The following is a 17,521-nucleotide window of genomic DNA, read 5'->3' as shown; positions in this document are numbered from 1 at the left end:
AACCATCCTCTCTTAGTTTACTGGAAATAAATGATCAATATATTTAATTTCTTCGTCCGTTAATTCTATATTTGCTGCTTCAATATTTTCTATAACTTGGGAGGCACGTTTCGCACCAGGAATAATAACATCTATTGCGGGACGTGTGAGGTAAAATGCTAAAACAATATTAGCTACCGTTGTATGATGTGCTTGTGCCACCTTTTCAAGTTCTTTAACACGACGAACATTGTCTTCAAATACACCTGGTTTGAAATCACGACGTGTTGCACGATGATCATCAAATTTAGTATTTTCATCATATTTACCTGCTAATATTCCGGATGCTAGCGGAAAATAAGGGATAAATGTGATTTGATTTTCCACACAATAATCAAGTACGTCTTCATTTTCTCTGTGTAATAAATTATATTCTAGTTGAACTACATCCACATAACCATTTTTATTTGCTTCTTTTAATTGATCTAGTGAAAAATTAGAAACACCAATAGCTTTTATTTTACCTTGTTCTTTTAACTGTTGTAATGCATTTACTGCTTGATCTTTTGGTGTGTCATCATCTGGAAAATGAATATAATATAAATCAATATAATCTGTTTGCAAACGTTCTAAACTATTATGAACTTGTTGACTTAAATACTCAGGCGTATTATTTTGATGAACTTCATTGTTACTGTCAATTTGGTGTGACCCTTTTGTTGCAATTTTTACTTGTGCTCTATCATATTCTTTAACAACTTGCCCAACAAGCTCTTCAGAACGTTCAGGTCCATAAATATATGCTGTATCTAATAAATTAATGCCATGATTAAGTGCTTCACGAACTACTTCTTTACCTTGTTCTTCATCTAAATTTGGGTATAAGTTATGTCCTCCAACAGCATTAGTACCTAAAGCAATTGGAAATACTGATACATCAGATTTGCCTAATTTTACTTGTGTTGACATGATCATCATCTCCTATTTTTTATTTATTACCTTTACCCTATCATCAAATGTTATATCATCCAAATCTTTAAATTGACATTTAGTTAGTAATACGATTTAATTGTAACTAATAGAGTTACAATTAAGGAGTGATGCTGTTGTGAATTTAGAATTTAATATCGCCGTACATATATTGGCATTCTTAACGAAGCACCAAAGTGAACGATACTCTAGTAACGACTTAGCTACTTTAACTTGTTTAAATCCCGTACAGTTACGACGCGTTTCTTCACAACTTGTTGATTTAGCTATGATAGAGACAATCAGAGGTAAAGATGGTGGCTATCAAGCTACGTCTCATTCTAAAGATATTTCCCTAGGCAAACTATACCAACATTTTGTCTTGAATAAACCAACTAATCAAAGGCTCTTTACGGGTAATGAAGGTAGCCATTGTGTAATCGCTCGAAATATTGCAACTACTATGTCAACTTATCAACATCAAGAACATCAGCTTATTTTGTCATTTTATAATCAAAAAACAATTCAAGATGTTATAGCTGATATACAAGGAGAGAATTAAATTATGAAACACTATGATTTAATAGTTATTGGCTTTGGAAAAGCAGGTAAGACATTAGCAAAATATGCGGCATCAATTGGCCACCAAGTAGCAGTGGTTGAACAATCTCAAACGATGTACGGAGGAACATGTATTAATATTGGATGTATACCGTCAAAAACGTTAGTTCATGATGGTATTGTTGGTAAATCTTACACATCAAGCTTTAATAGAAAAAATGATGTAGTCAAAGCGTTAAACTCTAAAAATTATCACATGCTAGCTGATGATAATAATATTGACGTATTAGATTTTAAAGCACAATTCAAATCAGACGATATAATTGAGCTTATCAACCAAGATGGACAAGTCACACAAACGATTACTGCAAAGCATATTGTTATAAATACTGGTGCTAAAGCTGTCATTCCATTTATTAAAGGCATTGAAACAGCACAGCATATATATGATTCAACTGGCTTATTAAACATAGACTTTTTACCGAAACATTTAGTCATTGTTGGCGGTGGTTATATCGCTTTAGAATTCGCTTCAATGTTTGCTAACCTTGGTAGTAAAGTTACAGTACTTGAACATGGACCAACAATTATGCCAAGAGAAGAACAAGATGTTGTTCAACATGTACTAAAAGATTTAGCTAACAATAATATTACAATCCATACAAATGTAGACACTCAATCATTTTCTTCAGATGATAATACAACAGTTGTCACTACATCTCAAGGTGAATTTAAAGCCGATGCAGTATTATTAGCAACAGGACGTCGACCAAATACTGACGAATTAGGTTTGGATAATACTAATATTGCTATTGGTGAAGGGGGAGAAATTATTGTAAATGAGCACTTACAAACGTCTGTTAAACATATTTATGCTGCTGGAGATGTAAAAGGTGGATTACAATTCACTTATATATCTTTAGATGATTATCGCATTATTAAATCTGCTTTATATGGTGATCAAAGCCGTAATACAAATAATAGAGGTGCAATTCCATATACAGTCTTTATAGACCCTCCATTTTCAAGAGTTGGATTAACCGCTTCACAAGCAGAAGCACAACATTACCATATCCTTGAACATCATATATTCGTTAATACTATTCCGCGTCATAAAATTAACGATGATGCTAGAGGTATGTTTAAAGTTATAGTAGATAAAGATACTCAATTAGTTTTAGGTGCAACACTTTATGGGAAAGAATCAGAAGAACTTATTAATCTCATCAAATTAGCAATTGATGCTCGACTACCTTATACTGTGTTACGTGATAATATTTATACACATCCAACTATGACTGAATCATTTAATGACTTATTTAATATTTAAATATTGATGAATAACAAAAAGCTGTAATCTTAGACTTAATTACGTTATTAAGTACGGGATTACAGCTTTAATGTTATCTTTAAATAATTATTGTTTTTGAGCTTTACGTTTTTCTAATTTTTCTTTAAGTTTTCGATCTTGTTCCTCTTTACGACGTTTACGTTCTTCATGGCGTTGTCTTAAACGTTCTTCTTCCTCTGGGTCACGAGGTTTCTTCAATTGTTGAGTTACTTTTTCCATCAACTCTTCTTCTGTATGTGCAGCAAGTGGGCGATTGTTCACAAAGGTAAATGTTTTACGACGACCTGGTCCACAATAAGATTGACACCCGATTATAATTTCAGCATCAGGGTCTAACTTCTCTAATTTTTTTTGTAACGATTTGATATTAACTGCCTGACATTCATCGCAAATTAGGAATGTATTTTTCATATTGCAACCCACCTTTCTATTATAATGATCTATGTATAATATTTTAAATTTCATTTCAACTCTAACTATTTTACTCTTTTTATTAATTTTTTCAAGTTATGCTTCTACATCAAAAGCTATACTATCGACTTAATAATTATAAATTTTTTAAACTATAACTCATTTTGAAATTAAAAAATGAACAATGATGTTCTCTAGAACGAGAGTTAAATCATTGTCCGCAAAGTTATTATTTATTGCCCATGATAAATATTGAACTTTAATGGTTTAATTCCATATTTGGTCCATTCATCATATATTTTAGTTTTATTTACATTTCTGTCTATGATTGTAATACCACAGTCACCGCCACCAGCACCTGAAGTTTTAGAAGCACCATGATACTTTTCGGCAATATCACATAGATATTTTAATTTTTCTGTTTCGATATCCACAGTAGCTTGTCTATCCATTTTTTGAATGATTTGTCTGTTTTGACGCACCATCTTTTGGACACCTTTAATATTATTTGTTTTAAAAGCATGGATTAATTGTTCAACACAGTTGTGAGATTGTTCTAAGAAATCTCCATAAAATATTGGATCGGACTTTAAACGTTTTACTTCACTTACTAAATGTGGAGAAGACGCTGGCGATCCTGTCCAACCAATCAATACTTCCATATTCTCTGGTGCTTGTAATGGTTCAATGTGTAAACCAGGCCAATTTTTTTGTAACACTTCATCTACAGTTGTATCTTCAATTTGATGTTTAACCCATTCATGATCAAAAGTACTGTATGCAAGCCAACCACTATATACGCTTACTGCAATATCTCCACATGAACTTAAGCTTTGTAATTTCATATTGGCTATTACAGCTAGTTTGTAAATATATAAATTTGATAATTTCATATCATAAAACTCATTTAATACTTTAATGACCGACACTAATACTGCTGCACTTGAGCCAAGCCCATATTTATGACCGTTTGAATCATCTAGATTACTATCAATAGTTAAATGAAAATGCTTAGTCTCTACATGGCAACTTTTAGCGTATTGTTCAAATACTTCAATTGCTGTTACCACATAATTTAATTGTTTTGCTGCATGAGGATCCGAAATAACAATACTATCCTCATCACGACTAAATGTGACTGGATTATGGTGTAATGCCTTTGAATGAATCGTACCTTTATATTCTTCAGATTGCTCTATTGTAGCTGTTACAAAACGGTCTAATGCAATTAGTACTGATTTGTACCCTGGCTCAGTTACCGCATATTCACCAGCTATATATAGTTTTCCGGGTGCTTTGACCTGAATCATCTTATCTCTTCCTTACTCAATTATTTCAACGCCTGTAGGTGTTATATCACTATCAATGATTTGATTTTCTTCAAAATGAGTTAATAATTTATCAATGATGGCTTGCTTATTTTTCTTTTCAACAAGTATTTTGACATTTGGTCCGGCATCCATTGTAAAATAACATGGATAGCCTGCTTGCCGACAAGCATGGACTAAAGCCATAACATCATAACTTTCCTGGACTAAATAAGTAAAAGGTGGTGTAGCACCTAAATTAGTCGCATGCATACGTAAGCCATTTTCTTCAATGACTTCGCCTAAACGTTTAAAATCTTTATTTGCAATAGCTTGTCTTGCATCATTTAAATCTTCTTCAATATGATCTAACCAATAGTGATAAAAACGTGAGGTATTACGTGTTAATGACATACCATAACGACTTGGGACCTTTTTGGATTGATTGTTAATGACTACAAATATCATAGCTAAGTCATCTTCAAAATGATTGGCATCAATAGTATGTGCATAAGACGTCTCATCATTATACCCTTTTTCCCATTCTGCAAATCCACCAAAAATACTACGTGATGCAGATCCAGATCCAATACGAGCTAGTCTTGATAAATCTTTGTCGGATAAGTTCAAGCTCAGTGCTTGATTACAAGCAGCAGCAAGTGCTGCATATGCACTTGCTGATGAAGCAAGACCTGCTGCAGTTGGTACAAAATTATCACTTTCAATCATTGCATAATCAGTAGTATTAGCACGTTGTCTGACTATATCCATATACTCACTTATTTTAGTTAATTCTTTGCCAGTCATTTTATTACCATTTAATATAAATTGATCCTCAGATAACTGTTGATCAAAAGTGACTTTCGTTTCAGTATAAAATTTATCTAGTGTTACAGAAATACTATTGTTCATAGGGATAATTAGTTGTTCGTCCTTTTTTCCCCAGTATTTAATTAAAGCAATATTAGTATGTGCTCTTGCTTTGCCACTTTTAATCAACTGACTAACCTCCTAAATATTCAATCCAAGTATGAGCTGCACCGGCTTTTTCGACAGCTTTTACAATATTTTTAGCATCCGCTAAGTCATTGGCTAGTAATAACATGCTACCACCTCTACCTGCACCAGTAATTTTTCCAGCAATAGCACCATTCGCCATACCAATATTTAATAACTGTTCAATTTTATCATGACTAACTGTTAACTCTCTCAAATCTGTATGACAAGCATTAAAAATACGAGCCAAGTCATCAAAGTTCTGTTGTTTTATCGCATCACTTGCTTTTAGTACTAATTTACCAATGTGAGTAACATAAGACATATAATGATCATCTTCACATAATTTATGCACATCTTCTACAGCTTGTCTTGTTGACCCTTTAACACCAGTATCTATCACTACCATATAGCCATTTAATTTTAAAGATGTTAAAGTTTCGGCATACCCTTTTTGGAACCATACTGGTTTACCAGAAACAATTGTTTGTGTGTCAATACCACTTGGTTTACCGTGTGCTATTTGTTCTGCCCAATTAGCTTTTTCGATAAGTTCTTCTTTAGTCAATGTTTGTCCTAAAAAATCATGACTTGCACGTACAAATGCCACTGCAACTGCGGCACTAGAACCCAGACCACGTGAAGGTGGCAAATTCGTTTGAATTGTAACTGCTAATGGTGCCTTTATATCATTTTTTTCAATGAAACGATTTACTAATGATTTCAAGTGTTCTGGAGCATCATATAGCATACCATCATAAACATCACTCTTAATCGAAGAGTAGTTACCTTGCTCTAACTCCTCAATCAAGACTTTTATTTTTCCAGCAGTAAACGGTATTGCGATAGCTGGTTCCCCAAATGTTACAGCATGTTCCCCAATTAAAATGATTTTACCAGTTGACTCCCCATATCCTTTTCTTGTCATATTCATATCACCTTTTATATTTATCCTATTACTTTTAATTTTTGATTGTATCGTAAAAGACATATCCTTCTTAGATGCTGTATTTTAAACGTTTAAATATTTGTATGACTTTTATTTTAGACAGTATTTATGTATAACGATTAAGTTATCGTTTAAATGCTTTAACTTGAATATTATAAATCTAACTTTATTGAATTTCAAAGTGTTGTAGTTAATTAGAGTTTTTAATGTTTCTAGTTAATGTTAATTATATTTTTCCACCTTAACTATAATACTACAAAAAGGATACGGAATATATAGATATACAACCAAAGTATTATTACCTTAATTATAAATCATGACTAAAGTTAGAATTTTTATTTAGCTTTTATCTATGGCTATCACTAGTTCAATTGACACTAAAAAAGGCTCGAGACATTATAATCTCGAACCTTGTATTGAGTTATGACATATTGTCAGTCATTTTTTTATTGCGTTCTATCATTTTATCGAAATATTTATCGAACCTTTGCCATTCTTCAGATGTAATTGGATCCATGTTTAATCGACCACCTAAATCTTTAATAGCATAAAGTAGTGAGAACATCACATCTTGAACAGTTATTTTTCTATTAAGTAACGTTTCCAAAGAAGCCATACAAGATGGTTCTATTTGTGGGTACTTAAATTTGGTAATTTCACCTTTTAATGCACGCTCGTAAAATGTTCGCATCATACTAGCACGTTCAGAACCAGAACCTTCAACACAAAGATAGATTTGAACTGCTATCCCGCCACGAACACGTCGTTGTGAAATACCCGCAAACTTTTTCCCATCAATACTCAAATCAAATTTACCCGGACAATACGAATGTTCAATTTCTTTAGTATCAATGTCTACATTATCATCTTCAAACATTTTACTTATTAATAAATACATCACTGTAAATGCTTCATCAATGGTAGTTTCTGTTTGGCCTTTAAATATCAATGAAATATTTAACACGCCTTGATCTAATACAACACCTAAACCACCAGAATTTCTGACAATAGCATTATAACCAATTTCATTTGTTAAGTAATCGATACCATCTTTTAAAAAAGGTAATCTTGAATCATGGATTCCCAAAATAACTGTATGTTGATGAATCCAAGTTCTTACAACATTAGGTGATAAATTTTTACCTACACTCTCACTAAACGTATCATCAAAGGCAAATGATTGCATTGGTTCAAGACCACTAGAATGGTCGATATAACGCCAATCGATGCCATTAAAATATTTACTCGCTAAGTCCATAATTATTGTAAAGTTTGAGCTGCAGTAATAATTGATAAATTATAAACATCTTCAATAGAGCAACCACGTGACAAGTCATTAACTGGTGAATTTAATCCTTGTAACACTGGTCCTACAGCATCAAAGCCACCTAAACGTTGTGCAATTTTGTAGCCAATATTACCCGCTTCTAAACTTGGGAATACAAATACATTTGCGTCACCTTGTAATTTAGCACCTGGCGCTTTTTTCTCAGCTACGCTTGGTACGATTGCAGCATCAAATTGGAATTCTCCATCAATAATAGCATCTAATTTATCTTCTTCAGCTTTTTGTTGTGCTATTTGAAGTGCTTCTTGGACTTTAGTTACATCGTCTGATTTAGCTGAACCTTTAGTTGAAAAGCTTAACATTGCTACTTTAGGATCCATGCCAAAACTTAATGCTGATTTAGCACTTTCTACAGCAATTTCAGCTAAACCTTGTGAATCAAGTTCTGGATTAATTGCACAATCACCAAAGATATATTGCTGGTCTTCTTTAATCATAAAGAAAATACCAGATGTTCTAGATACGCCTGGTTTAGTTTTAATAATTTGTAGTGCTGGACGTACAGTATCTCCTGTTGAATGTGCTGCACCACTTACTAGTCCTTCAGCTTGTCCTGTATATACAAGCATTGTTCCAAAGTAGTTTACATTATTTAATAATTCTTCAGCTTGTTCTTCTGTTGCTTTACCTTTACGACGTTCAACAAATGCTTTTACTAATTCAGGTTTTAAATCACTTGTTGCAGGATTAATCAATTCAATATTTGAAATATCTAATTGATTAGCTTCAGCTAATGCTTTGACCTTTTGTTCATCACCTAAAACGATTGGTGTTACATAATCAGTTTGTTGTAATTGAGTTGCCGCAGTTAAAACGCGTTCATCCTCTCCTTCAGGTAGTACAATTTTAACGTTCTTACCAGAAAGTTTGTCTTGTAAAACATTTAATAAATCAGCCATAATATCCTCCTTGAATGTTCATGGTAATAATAATTCACGTACCAATTATACGTCATTTTTTTTCATAATGCCACGTCACTAATTTGTAATCATTTATTTATCAGTATACCCTTACTTTATGATAGAATTTAATTTGAATTGATGATATTGAAAGGGAGCGATAGACATGAGTGAAGCAGCAGAAACATTAGATGGTTGGTATAGTTTACATTTATTTTATGCTGTAGATTGGGCAACTTTACGCCTAGTACCAAAAGATGAACGTAAGGAAATTATCAATGAATTAACTTCGTTTTTACGTGATACTGCAACTGCAAGATCTGCTAAAGAAGGAGATCAAGCGATTTATAATATTACTGGTCAAAAAGCAGACCTACTACTTTGGTTCCTTCGTCCTGAAATGAAAGAATTAAATTTCATTGAAAATAATTTAAATAAGTTACGTATTTCTGACTATTTGATCCCAACGTATTCATATGTTTCAGTAATTGAGTTAAGTAATTATTTAGCTGGTAAATCTGATGAAGATCCATACGAAAATCCTCATATCAAACCAAGATTATATCCAGAATTACCACATTCTGATTATATTTGTTTCTACCCTATGAACAAACGTCGTAACGAAACTTATAACTGGTATATGTTATCTATGGAAGAACGTAAAAAATTAATGTATGACCATGGTATGATAGGCCGTAAATATGCTGGCAAAATCAAACAATTTATCACTGGTTCAGTTGGTTTTGATGATTACGAATGGGGAGTAACACTATTTTCTGATGATGTATTACAATTCAAAAAAATAGTTTACGAAATGCGTTTTGATGAAACAACTGCTCGTTATGGTGAGTTTGGTAGTTTCTTTATTGGTCATATCTTAACTTTAGATGATTTCGACCAATTCTTCACAATTAATTCTTAAAACATCATAACTTGATAAAGCTAAAAAGCCAGTAAGGAAGTATTACAACTTCACTTACTGGCTTATTTCGGTTCTCTATTTTTTAGTAATGATAAATAAAAAGTAAATAACTGTGTATCAGTCCAATTTGGGAGAGAACCTTATTTCATTCCTTAACAAAATATAGTTGTATGTATTTCAATAAATTAAATCATTACTTTAAGCTTAATCAACGGATTTAACTGTAGGTATGTATATTATAAGAAACACCTTAGAATTAATAATAAAATGTAATTAAACTTACTAATAGTTGAGTAATTTTGAATGATATGATACACATTAACATTTAAATAGTAAGGCTGGACTCAAAAAGTACACTCTGCTATTAGCAAAGTGTACTCCGAGTAGTATCCTTGGGAGAACTTTAACTACTACACTACGTATAAACGTTAACCTCAATAAAAAACTATACAGTCGCTACTCTATATAATTTGTAATGGTTAACTAATACTATTTTAACCTATTTGAAATACTTGAAACATAATTATATTAATATTTTTCTAAAAAAATTTTCTTTTTATACTCAAAGTAACAAATAACTAAAAATAATTCCGATTGATTTTATAGCTTTTATATTTATTTTACCAACTCACTTAAATATGGCTACTTTTTGTACGGCATGATGGTTATTTCTAATTATTTCCACTATAATAAGTGTAATTCTAAAAAACAATGGTGATGACATGGAAAAAATAGCAACTGAAAATACAGAAGAAATATTAATTAAAGATATTGTCATGCTTACTGCTCGAATTCTATTAGAATCTGGTGCTGAAGGAACAAGAGTTGAAGATACAATGACTAGAATTGCAAGCACATTAGGTTACAAAGAAAGTAATAGTTTTGTTACCAATACAGTGATTCAATTTTCATTACATAGTGAATCTTTTCCTCGTATCTTTCGAATTAAATCACGTGACACTAATTTAATTAAAATTTCTCAAGCTAATGACATTTCACGTCAAATTGCTAAACATGAAATATCTTTAGACGAAGCTAAAAATAAATTAGAAGCTATTTATATTGCCGAAAGAGATAATAGTTTATCTTTTAAAGGTTTTGCAGCAGCAATGATAGCAATGAGTTTTTTGTATTTACAAGGTGGAAGATTAGTTGATGTTCTAACTGCCATACTCGCTGGAAGTATAGGTTATCTCGTGGTAGAAGTATTAGACCGGAGATTACATGCTCAATTTATACCTGAATTTATTGGTTCATTAGTTATTGGTATTATAGCAATCATTGGGCATTCACTTATACCTGGTGGAAATTTAGCAACGATTATCATTGCCGCTGTTATGCCAATCGTGCCAGGTGTCTTAATTACGAACGCCATACAAGATTTATTTGGTGGTCACATGCTCATGTTTACCACTAAATCTCTAGAAGCTTTAGTAACTTCATTTGGTATTGGTGCTGGTGTTGGAACTATTTTAATTCTCGTTTAAGGAGTAAACATATCATGTTTTGGATTTTAAATTTTATTTTTAGCTTTTTAGCATCCATGTTTTTTTGTGTTATTTTTGATGCACCTAGAAAGTTGTATTTATCTTGTGGTCTTGTTGGCACATGTGGATGGATGGTTTACACATTATTTTATGATGCCTTTAATGTCCACACAATATATTCTAGTTTCTTTGGTAGTTTAGCTTTAGGCTTACTCAGTCATTTTATGGCACGTAAACAAAAAGAACCTGTTATTATCTTCATGGTTACGGGAATTATCCCTCTAGTTCCTGGTGGATTAGCTTATGATGCTACTAAAAATTTAGTATTATTACATTTCGGCACAGCAATTAATACAATGTTAGAGGTTACATTAATTGCTGGTTCAATCGCTCTAGGTTTATTATTCGCAGATCAAATCTCAAAATTAATTGTTTCTGGCTTTGTAAAATCTCTTCGTAGATTGTAATTTTAAAAAGCATGTTGGTTATTGTGGCACTGAACCCTTAAAACGGGAACTTAATAAAAACACTATATTCTAGGCTGCTAATTTTCTAAAATCTATAGGAGAAAAGTAGCCTAGTTTTTGTTGAATTCTAAATTTATTATAATAATCAATGTATTTTTCCACAATATCGATTACAATGTTATTAGAGCTACTAAGCTCATTGTTGAGATAAAAGGTTTCACACTTTAGCGAGGAATGGAAACTTTCTATCGGGGCATTGTCAGCAGGTGTTCCCTTACGGGACATGCTTCTGACAATGCCTTTTTCTTCGCATAAGTGATAGTAAGAATACGATGTATACACACTTCCCTGATCGCTATGTAGTATACAACCCTCGGGTATATCTAGTTGATTTAATGTTTCGTTAACTAAATTTTGATCCTGTTTAGATCCTATTTTATATGCCACAATCTCTCCATTGTAAAGATCCATAATCGAAGATAAATACAACATTGAATTACCGAATGGTAAATAAGTAATGTCAGTAGTTAGTAACTTCATTGGTTGATTAGCTTTAAATTGTCTTTGTAATAAATTATCTGTTTTATAATAAGCAGATCCAGCTTTTTTAGCCTTTTTAGGTCTAACTCGACAATTCAAATTGTTCTCCTGCATAATTCTCTGAATTCGTTTATGATTAACAGGTACAGAAGATGATTGATTAATTAGCGCTGTAATCTTTCGATAACCGTAGGTATAGTTGTTTTCTTCACATAATTCAATGACTTTTTCAGTAATAAAATCTATTTTATTTTGGTTCTTTTTCCATCTATAAAATGTTGATTTAGGTATGTTTAAAACCTCAAGTATCATTTTGGTTGAATACTTATCCTTCAATTCTTCTACTAATTCTATAACTACTACTGGAACCACTTCCTTTCCAATTCTTTGTACTTTTTTAAAATGTCCAATTCAACATCTTTTCTTTTAAGCTCTAATTCTAGTCTTTCTAATTCACTTAATTCTTCAATACCCTTGCCATAACTGTACTGTTTTCCTACTTGTTGAGAAAATCTATAACTTTCTCCATTTCGATACCAACGCCACCATGTATCGACCTGTGTTCTATTTCTAATATTTAAGGTCTCCATAATTTGTTTTGAAGTATAACCAGCACTTTTCATTTCAATAGCTTTATTTTTAGTTTCTAATGAATAAGATACTCTTTTCATAGAAAAACACCTCCGTTTAGATTCATTTTACACGAATTCAACGGAAGTGTTTTTATTTTATTCCCACTAATTGGGGTCAGCTCATTGTTTTAACAACAACCGACATGCTTTTTTGCATTATAATTATTTAACCTTTTCTGGTTCATCTATCATATTTTCTACTTCGTGTTCACTTCTATTTAATATTAAACGACTTAATTCATCATTATCCATTTTTTTAAGTTTTGGATATCTAATGATAAAGAAAACCAATCCAATAACTAGCCACCCTATTAAGGCTATATATGAAGGTGCAGTTAATGCTGCAGGAGATCCTGGGATTAATAATAAACCTAAAAAGATGAATGACACGACTGAACCTATAATTGCAAATGTCTTGTAAACTGGTGCATAAGTATTACTTTGTTTATTATAACTAAATAATTTAGCAGCTGATAAACAAGTAATGAAATAAGCAATAGATACACCTGTTGACGACATATTAACTATCCAAGTTAATGCTGTTCTACCTAACCAAGGCGCAATTAATGACACGGCTACTAGGAATATAATGGCTACATAAGGTGTTTTATATTTACTATGCAATTTACTAAATACAGTTGGCATTATTCCCGAACGTCCCATTGAGAACAATAAACGGCTTGAACTCATTAAGAAACCATTTAGTCCAGTAAAAATACCCATCATGATTGCAATAGCTAATACACCTAAGCCTAGATAGCCAAATGCTGTTTTCGTTACAGCACCAGTAATCCATAATTGACCGTGAACACTTGCAGTTGATGTACTTAACCAACCTGTATATAAAATCATAATGACATAGGTTAATGCGGCTGCTAATAAACTATAAACAATAAGTTTGAACGTCTTATTAGGTGAAAAGTTAAACTCTTCAGCTGTTTGAGGTATATTATCAAAACCAACATATGCCCACGGTGCAACTGCCACAATCATAATTATAGATACAAACCAGCCTTTATCATGTGATGCTAATGGTTGTAAATTTTGTAATGAAAAATTGTTTCCGAAAAATGAACCAAAGAACATTAATAACACTACAATGACCATCGCGACGCAGAAGTAATATTGTAATGAGCCAGAAACACTAGCACCTCTAATTGAAACATACATAAACACTAATAATAAAACAGTTGCGATAATAATCTCTGTTATGTATACATCCCAACCTGCAATAGTGTATAATTTTCCATTATTTAATATATTAGGAAGCAAAAACTTAACTAATAAACTAAATGCTGTAGCGTTTAATGCTACGACACAAACATAACCAAATGTTAAAAACCATGATGAGAAAAAGCTTACATATCTACCAAAACTTAAAAAACTAAATGCAAAAGCGCCACCTGATACAGGGAATCTTTCAACTAAGGCACCGTAACTAACTGCAATTAAAATCATTAATATAGCACCAATAACTATACCTATTGATGCAGCAATTGGACCTGACTGTTTAATCCAATCTCCTGGTAAAATGAATGCACCCCATCCTATACAAGATCCATAGGCAATTGCCCATACAAATTTTTCAGATAGGTTTTGTTTTAAATCTCCTCTATCTATCTTTTTTGTCTCTTTTTCCATAATTAAAAACTCACCTCGAAGGTATACTATACCCAAAAGGTGAGTTTATCACTCTATATAAATATTAATTTTTACAAAAATAAAGTGTAATTTGTAAATGAAATCACTATTAACCAGTGACTTTAAACGTCGCAATGATTAACATAATCCAACCTAAAATAAACAGTACGCCACCAATTGGTGTTATCGCACCTAAAATTTTAATTTGTGTTAATACTAAAATATATAGCGAACCACTAAAGAAGACAATACCAAAGAACATTAACCATCCTGCCCAGTTAATATTAATTGCTGTTGTACCACTAATAACACCTAAGATAACAATAGCTAAGCCGTGATACATTTGATACGTCGTCGCTTTTTGCCATACTGATAAATAATGATCTGATACTTTTCCTTCTAAGCCATGTGCACCAAATGCGCCAGTTGCAACAGCCATCATAGCATTTAATGCACCTAAAATAATAAATAATTTCATTATCTAATACACTCCTTTATTAAAAATCAAAAATAGATTCTCCATTGCCTATTTCATCATCAGTAATCATTAAATTACTCTGATTGTTTGACTTACTAGTTGTTGAATAATTGGATGGAACAGTACCACCCATAGCTTTAATTTCTGCTGCTGATATATCTTGATATTGTACTGTTTCTGCTACTTGATTTTTACTTCGGCTAACAACACTTCCTGAATTTTGTTTAGCATTATCTGATGTCACAAAGATTGAAGTTAATGTATGAATAGCATACATATGTTTTTCAAAGTCATGATGATTACTTGCTTGGTCAGCTTGTACTAATTCTTGTTCTATAAGACTAACAATTTTATCTTGATCCATTCTCTTCACCTGCACTTTCATTTTCGCACCAATTGACAGGTGTCTTGCCTACTGATATTAAATAGTCATTTGCTTTTGAATATGGTTTTGAACCAAAGAAACCTCTGTAAGCTGATAAAGGACTCGGATGTACTGACTTAATGATATAATGTTTTGTTGTATCAATTAATTGAATCTTCTGTTGCGCTGGTTTTCCCCATAAAATAAAAACAATATGCTCATGATAATTCGATACCGCTTGAATCACTTCATCTGTGAAGATTTCCCATCCTATATTTCGATGCGAATGTGCCTCACCTTTTCTAACAGTTAACACTGTGTTAAGTAATAACACACCTTCTTTAGCCCAATCTTGAAGATGCGGTGACTGTCTAATACAACCAATATCATCAGCTAATTCTTTATACATATTACGTAATGATGGTGGAAATTTCGCATTCGGTTGCACTGAAAAAGCTAAGCCATGTGCCTGATTTGGACCATGATAAGGGTCTTGCCCCAATATAACTACTTTAACATCTTCAAACGGAGTCAAATCGAAAGCTTGATATATATTTTTTCTCTCTGGATAGACAATTTCAGTTGTATATTGTTGTTCAAGAAAATCGTGCATGTCCTTAAAATCGTGTCGTGATGTTATTTCATGAAATACTTGAGACCATTCCATTCATGTTCACCTCAGAACATATTTTAACACATTGCTGAAGTAATGTTGTATGTAAAATGACAGGTTATGAAGTAGAAAATATAATTATGACAATAATATTGACAATATCTATGGGAGTGGGACAGAAATAAATTTTATATAAAATTTATTTCGTAGATGCCGTCTTGCATATTTAGAACTAGTTAGATTTACAATCTTTACTAGTTCTTATGCAGTTGCACTAATAGTGTCAACTGTAATCCTTTATAAAATTTTTCTATGACGAGTCCCTCCCACCCCAGCAAGACTGACTAGTTTTTTAAAATGGTGATTTATCAACGCTTTGAAAACCAGACAGTTACTGCCAAATGCTTAAATTTAAGTGTAAAATACGTTTTGTCCCAGGCTCTTTGTTCATTTTGACTTTTTACCTATCTAACTCTATTTACGTAAATGATTTTAATAAGGATACTAAATATATAGATTAACTAGCATTTATATTTTTCTAAAATGCTAAACGTGATATGATATAAGCAATTAAAATTATTATTTGGGAGTGAGTCTACATGGCTTTGAAAAAAGTATTAACAATTGCTGGTTCAGATACAAGCGCTGGTGCCGGCATGCAAGCTGATTTAAAAACATTTCAAGAGTTAGATACTTACGGCATGGTCGCTTTAACAGCTGTAGTAACAATGGACAAAGATACATGGTCCCATGATGTTACACCTTTACCAATGGACTTATTAAATAAGCAACTTGCAACTGCTATTTCTATTGGACCTGATGCAATTAAAACTGGTATGTTAGGAACTGAAGAAATTATCAAACGTGCTGGTGAAGTATTTGTTGAATCAGGTGCACATTACTTTGTTGTTGATCCTGTTATGGTTTGTAAAGGTGAAGATGAAGTACTTAACCCAGGAAATACTGATGCAATGATTAACTATTTATTACCAAAAGCAACTGTTGTTACGCCTAATTTATTTGAGGCTGGTCAACTATCAGGTTTAGGTAAATTAACATCTATTGAAGATATGAAAAAAGCAGCTAAAATCATTTATGATGAAGGTGCCCAACACGTTGTAATTAAAGGTGGTAAAGCATTAGATCAAGATAAATCATATGATTTATACTTTGATGGAGATAAATTTTATCAATTAACTACAGATATGTTCCAACAAAGCTATAATCATGGTGCAGGTTGTACATTTGCCGCAGCAACAACTGCATATTTAGCAAATGGCAAATCTCCAAAAGAAGCAGTTATCGCTGCTAAAGCTTTTGTAGCTTCAGCTATTAAAAATGGTTGGAAAATGAATGATTTTGTTGGACCTGTAGATCACGGTGCATATAATCGTATTGAGCATATAGATGTAGAAGTAACAGAAGTGTAAACATATACTGTGATTACACAAATATAAGCTAGCTGTTGTAAATTTATTATAACAGTTAGCTTTTTTACATTAGGATTTACTCTTTACTAATATGTGTTTTAACTACTTTTGCGTTATTGACAATTTGAATGATATTTTTTGAAATAACTTTTGTTTCAATACTTTTGCCAAGTGCAA

The 17,521-nt window shown here is 32.1% G+C and carries 18 protein-coding genes; 6 read left to right on the top strand and 12 right to left on the bottom strand.

Annotated elements, in window-relative coordinates; translation table 11 throughout:
* Positions 1-12: 12 nt before the first annotated feature.
* Complete coding sequence (locus J3R86_RS02500) at positions 13-948, bottom strand: aldo/keto reductase (protein WP_207517910.1); 936 nt, start codon at positions 946-948, stop codon at positions 13-15.
* Positions 949-1,087: 139 nt separating this feature from the next.
* Between J3R86_RS02500 and hypR the strand changes: the two genes are divergently transcribed.
* Positions 1,088-1,510 (top strand): redox-sensitive transcriptional regulator HypR, encoded by a 423-nt coding sequence (gene hypR, locus J3R86_RS02495; RefSeq protein ID WP_207517909.1) that lies wholly within the window; start codon positions 1,088-1,090, stop codon positions 1,508-1,510.
* 3 nt (positions 1,511-1,513) lie between these two features.
* On the top strand, positions 1,514-2,839 hold the full coding sequence (gene merA, locus J3R86_RS02490) for a hypothiocyanous acid reductase MerA (RefSeq protein ID WP_207517908.1): 1,326 nt from the start codon (positions 1,514-1,516) through the stop codon (positions 2,837-2,839).
* 87 nt (positions 2,840-2,926) lie between these two features.
* Here merA and J3R86_RS02485 read toward each other — a convergent pair whose 3' ends face one another.
* The 6 genes from J3R86_RS02485 to pta all read right to left on the bottom strand — a co-directional run bounded on the left by J3R86_RS02485 (position 2,927) and on the right by pta (position 8,770).
* On the bottom strand, positions 2,927-3,271 hold the full coding sequence (locus J3R86_RS02485; RefSeq protein WP_002462289.1) for a YuzB family protein: 345 nt from the start codon (positions 3,269-3,271) through the stop codon (positions 2,927-2,929).
* 233 nt (positions 3,272-3,504) lie between these two features.
* Positions 3,505-4,581 (bottom strand): phosphomevalonate kinase, encoded by a 1,077-nt coding sequence (locus tag J3R86_RS02480; RefSeq protein WP_207517907.1) that lies wholly within the window; start codon positions 4,579-4,581, stop codon positions 3,505-3,507.
* Positions 4,582-4,593: 12 nt separating this feature from the next.
* Positions 4,594-5,577, bottom strand: a complete 984-nt coding sequence (gene mvaD / locus J3R86_RS02475; RefSeq protein WP_207517906.1) for a diphosphomevalonate decarboxylase — start codon at positions 5,575-5,577, stop codon at positions 4,594-4,596.
* A gap of 4 nt (positions 5,578-5,581) precedes the next feature.
* Positions 5,582-6,502 carry a mevalonate kinase gene (gene mvk / locus J3R86_RS02470; RefSeq protein WP_207517905.1) on the bottom strand — a complete coding sequence of 307 codons (921 nt, stop codon included), beginning with the start codon at positions 6,500-6,502 and terminating at the stop codon, positions 5,582-5,584.
* A 442-nt stretch (positions 6,503-6,944) separates the two neighbouring features.
* Positions 6,945-7,781: a lipoate--protein ligase family protein gene (locus tag J3R86_RS02465; RefSeq protein WP_207517904.1), complete on the bottom strand. Its 837-nt coding sequence runs from the start codon at positions 7,779-7,781 to the stop codon at positions 6,945-6,947.
* Positions 7,782-7,783: 2 nt separating this feature from the next.
* Positions 7,784-8,770 (bottom strand): phosphate acetyltransferase, encoded by a 987-nt coding sequence (gene pta, locus J3R86_RS02460; protein ID WP_207517903.1) that lies wholly within the window; start codon positions 8,768-8,770, stop codon positions 7,784-7,786.
* A 166-nt stretch (positions 8,771-8,936) separates the two neighbouring features.
* On the opposite strand from pta, the gene hemQ reads away from it, so the two are divergent.
* From hemQ to J3R86_RS02445, 3 genes are all read left to right on the top strand, one after another.
* A complete protein-coding gene (gene hemQ / locus J3R86_RS02455) occupies positions 8,937-9,692 on the top strand; it encodes a hydrogen peroxide-dependent heme synthase (protein WP_207517902.1) in 756 nt (251 codons plus the stop codon).
* A gap of 722 nt (positions 9,693-10,414) precedes the next feature.
* A complete protein-coding gene (locus J3R86_RS02450) occupies positions 10,415-11,179 on the top strand; it encodes a threonine/serine exporter family protein (protein ID WP_207517901.1) in 765 nt (254 codons plus the stop codon).
* 14 nt (positions 11,180-11,193) lie between these two features.
* Positions 11,194-11,646, top strand: coding sequence for a threonine/serine exporter family protein (locus J3R86_RS02445; RefSeq protein WP_207517900.1), 453 nt, complete (start codon positions 11,194-11,196; stop codon positions 11,644-11,646).
* A 69-nt stretch (positions 11,647-11,715) separates the two neighbouring features.
* Here J3R86_RS02445 and J3R86_RS02440 read toward each other — a convergent pair.
* The 5 genes from J3R86_RS02440 to J3R86_RS02420 form a co-directional block, all read right to left on the bottom strand.
* Positions 11,716-12,857 (bottom strand): IS3 family transposase gene (locus J3R86_RS02440; protein WP_207516677.1). Its coding sequence is split into 2 segments (ribosomal slippage): positions 11,716-12,587 and positions 12,587-12,857, totalling 1,143 coding nucleotides; the frame shifts between segments, so codons are not numbered across the junction.
* Positions 12,858-12,980: 123 nt separating this feature from the next.
* The gene (locus J3R86_RS02435; protein ID WP_207517899.1) at positions 12,981-14,459 is read right to left on the bottom strand and encodes an APC family permease; all 1,479 of its coding nucleotides are present in this window, start codon (positions 14,457-14,459) and stop codon (positions 12,981-12,983) included.
* A 109-nt stretch (positions 14,460-14,568) separates the two neighbouring features.
* Positions 14,569-14,937, bottom strand: coding sequence for a DUF423 domain-containing protein (locus J3R86_RS02430; RefSeq protein ID WP_207517898.1), 369 nt, complete (start codon positions 14,935-14,937; stop codon positions 14,569-14,571).
* Positions 14,938-14,956: 19 nt separating this feature from the next.
* Entirely contained in the window at positions 14,957-15,301 is a 345-nt protein-coding gene (locus tag J3R86_RS02425) for a DUF5327 family protein (protein WP_207517897.1), read from the bottom strand.
* Complete coding sequence (locus J3R86_RS02420; protein ID WP_207517896.1) at positions 15,288-15,968, bottom strand: uracil-DNA glycosylase; 681 nt, start codon at positions 15,966-15,968, stop codon at positions 15,288-15,290. Before J3R86_RS02420 ends, J3R86_RS02425 begins: the two co-directional genes overlap by 14 nt.
* A 545-nt stretch (positions 15,969-16,513) precedes the next feature.
* Between J3R86_RS02420 and thiD the strand changes: the two genes are divergently transcribed.
* Positions 16,514-17,344: a bifunctional hydroxymethylpyrimidine kinase/phosphomethylpyrimidine kinase gene (thiD, locus tag J3R86_RS02415; protein ID WP_207517895.1), complete on the top strand. Its 831-nt coding sequence runs from the start codon at positions 16,514-16,516 to the stop codon at positions 17,342-17,344.
* Positions 17,345-17,521 lie beyond the last annotated feature (177 nt).

It is taken from the genome of Staphylococcus simiae (assembly GCF_017357005.1).
Classification (GTDB): domain Bacteria; phylum Bacillota; class Bacilli; order Staphylococcales; family Staphylococcaceae; genus Staphylococcus; species Staphylococcus simiae_A.
Note: the sequence above shows the minus strand (reverse complement) of the source record. Positions and strands in the feature narration are given on the sequence as shown.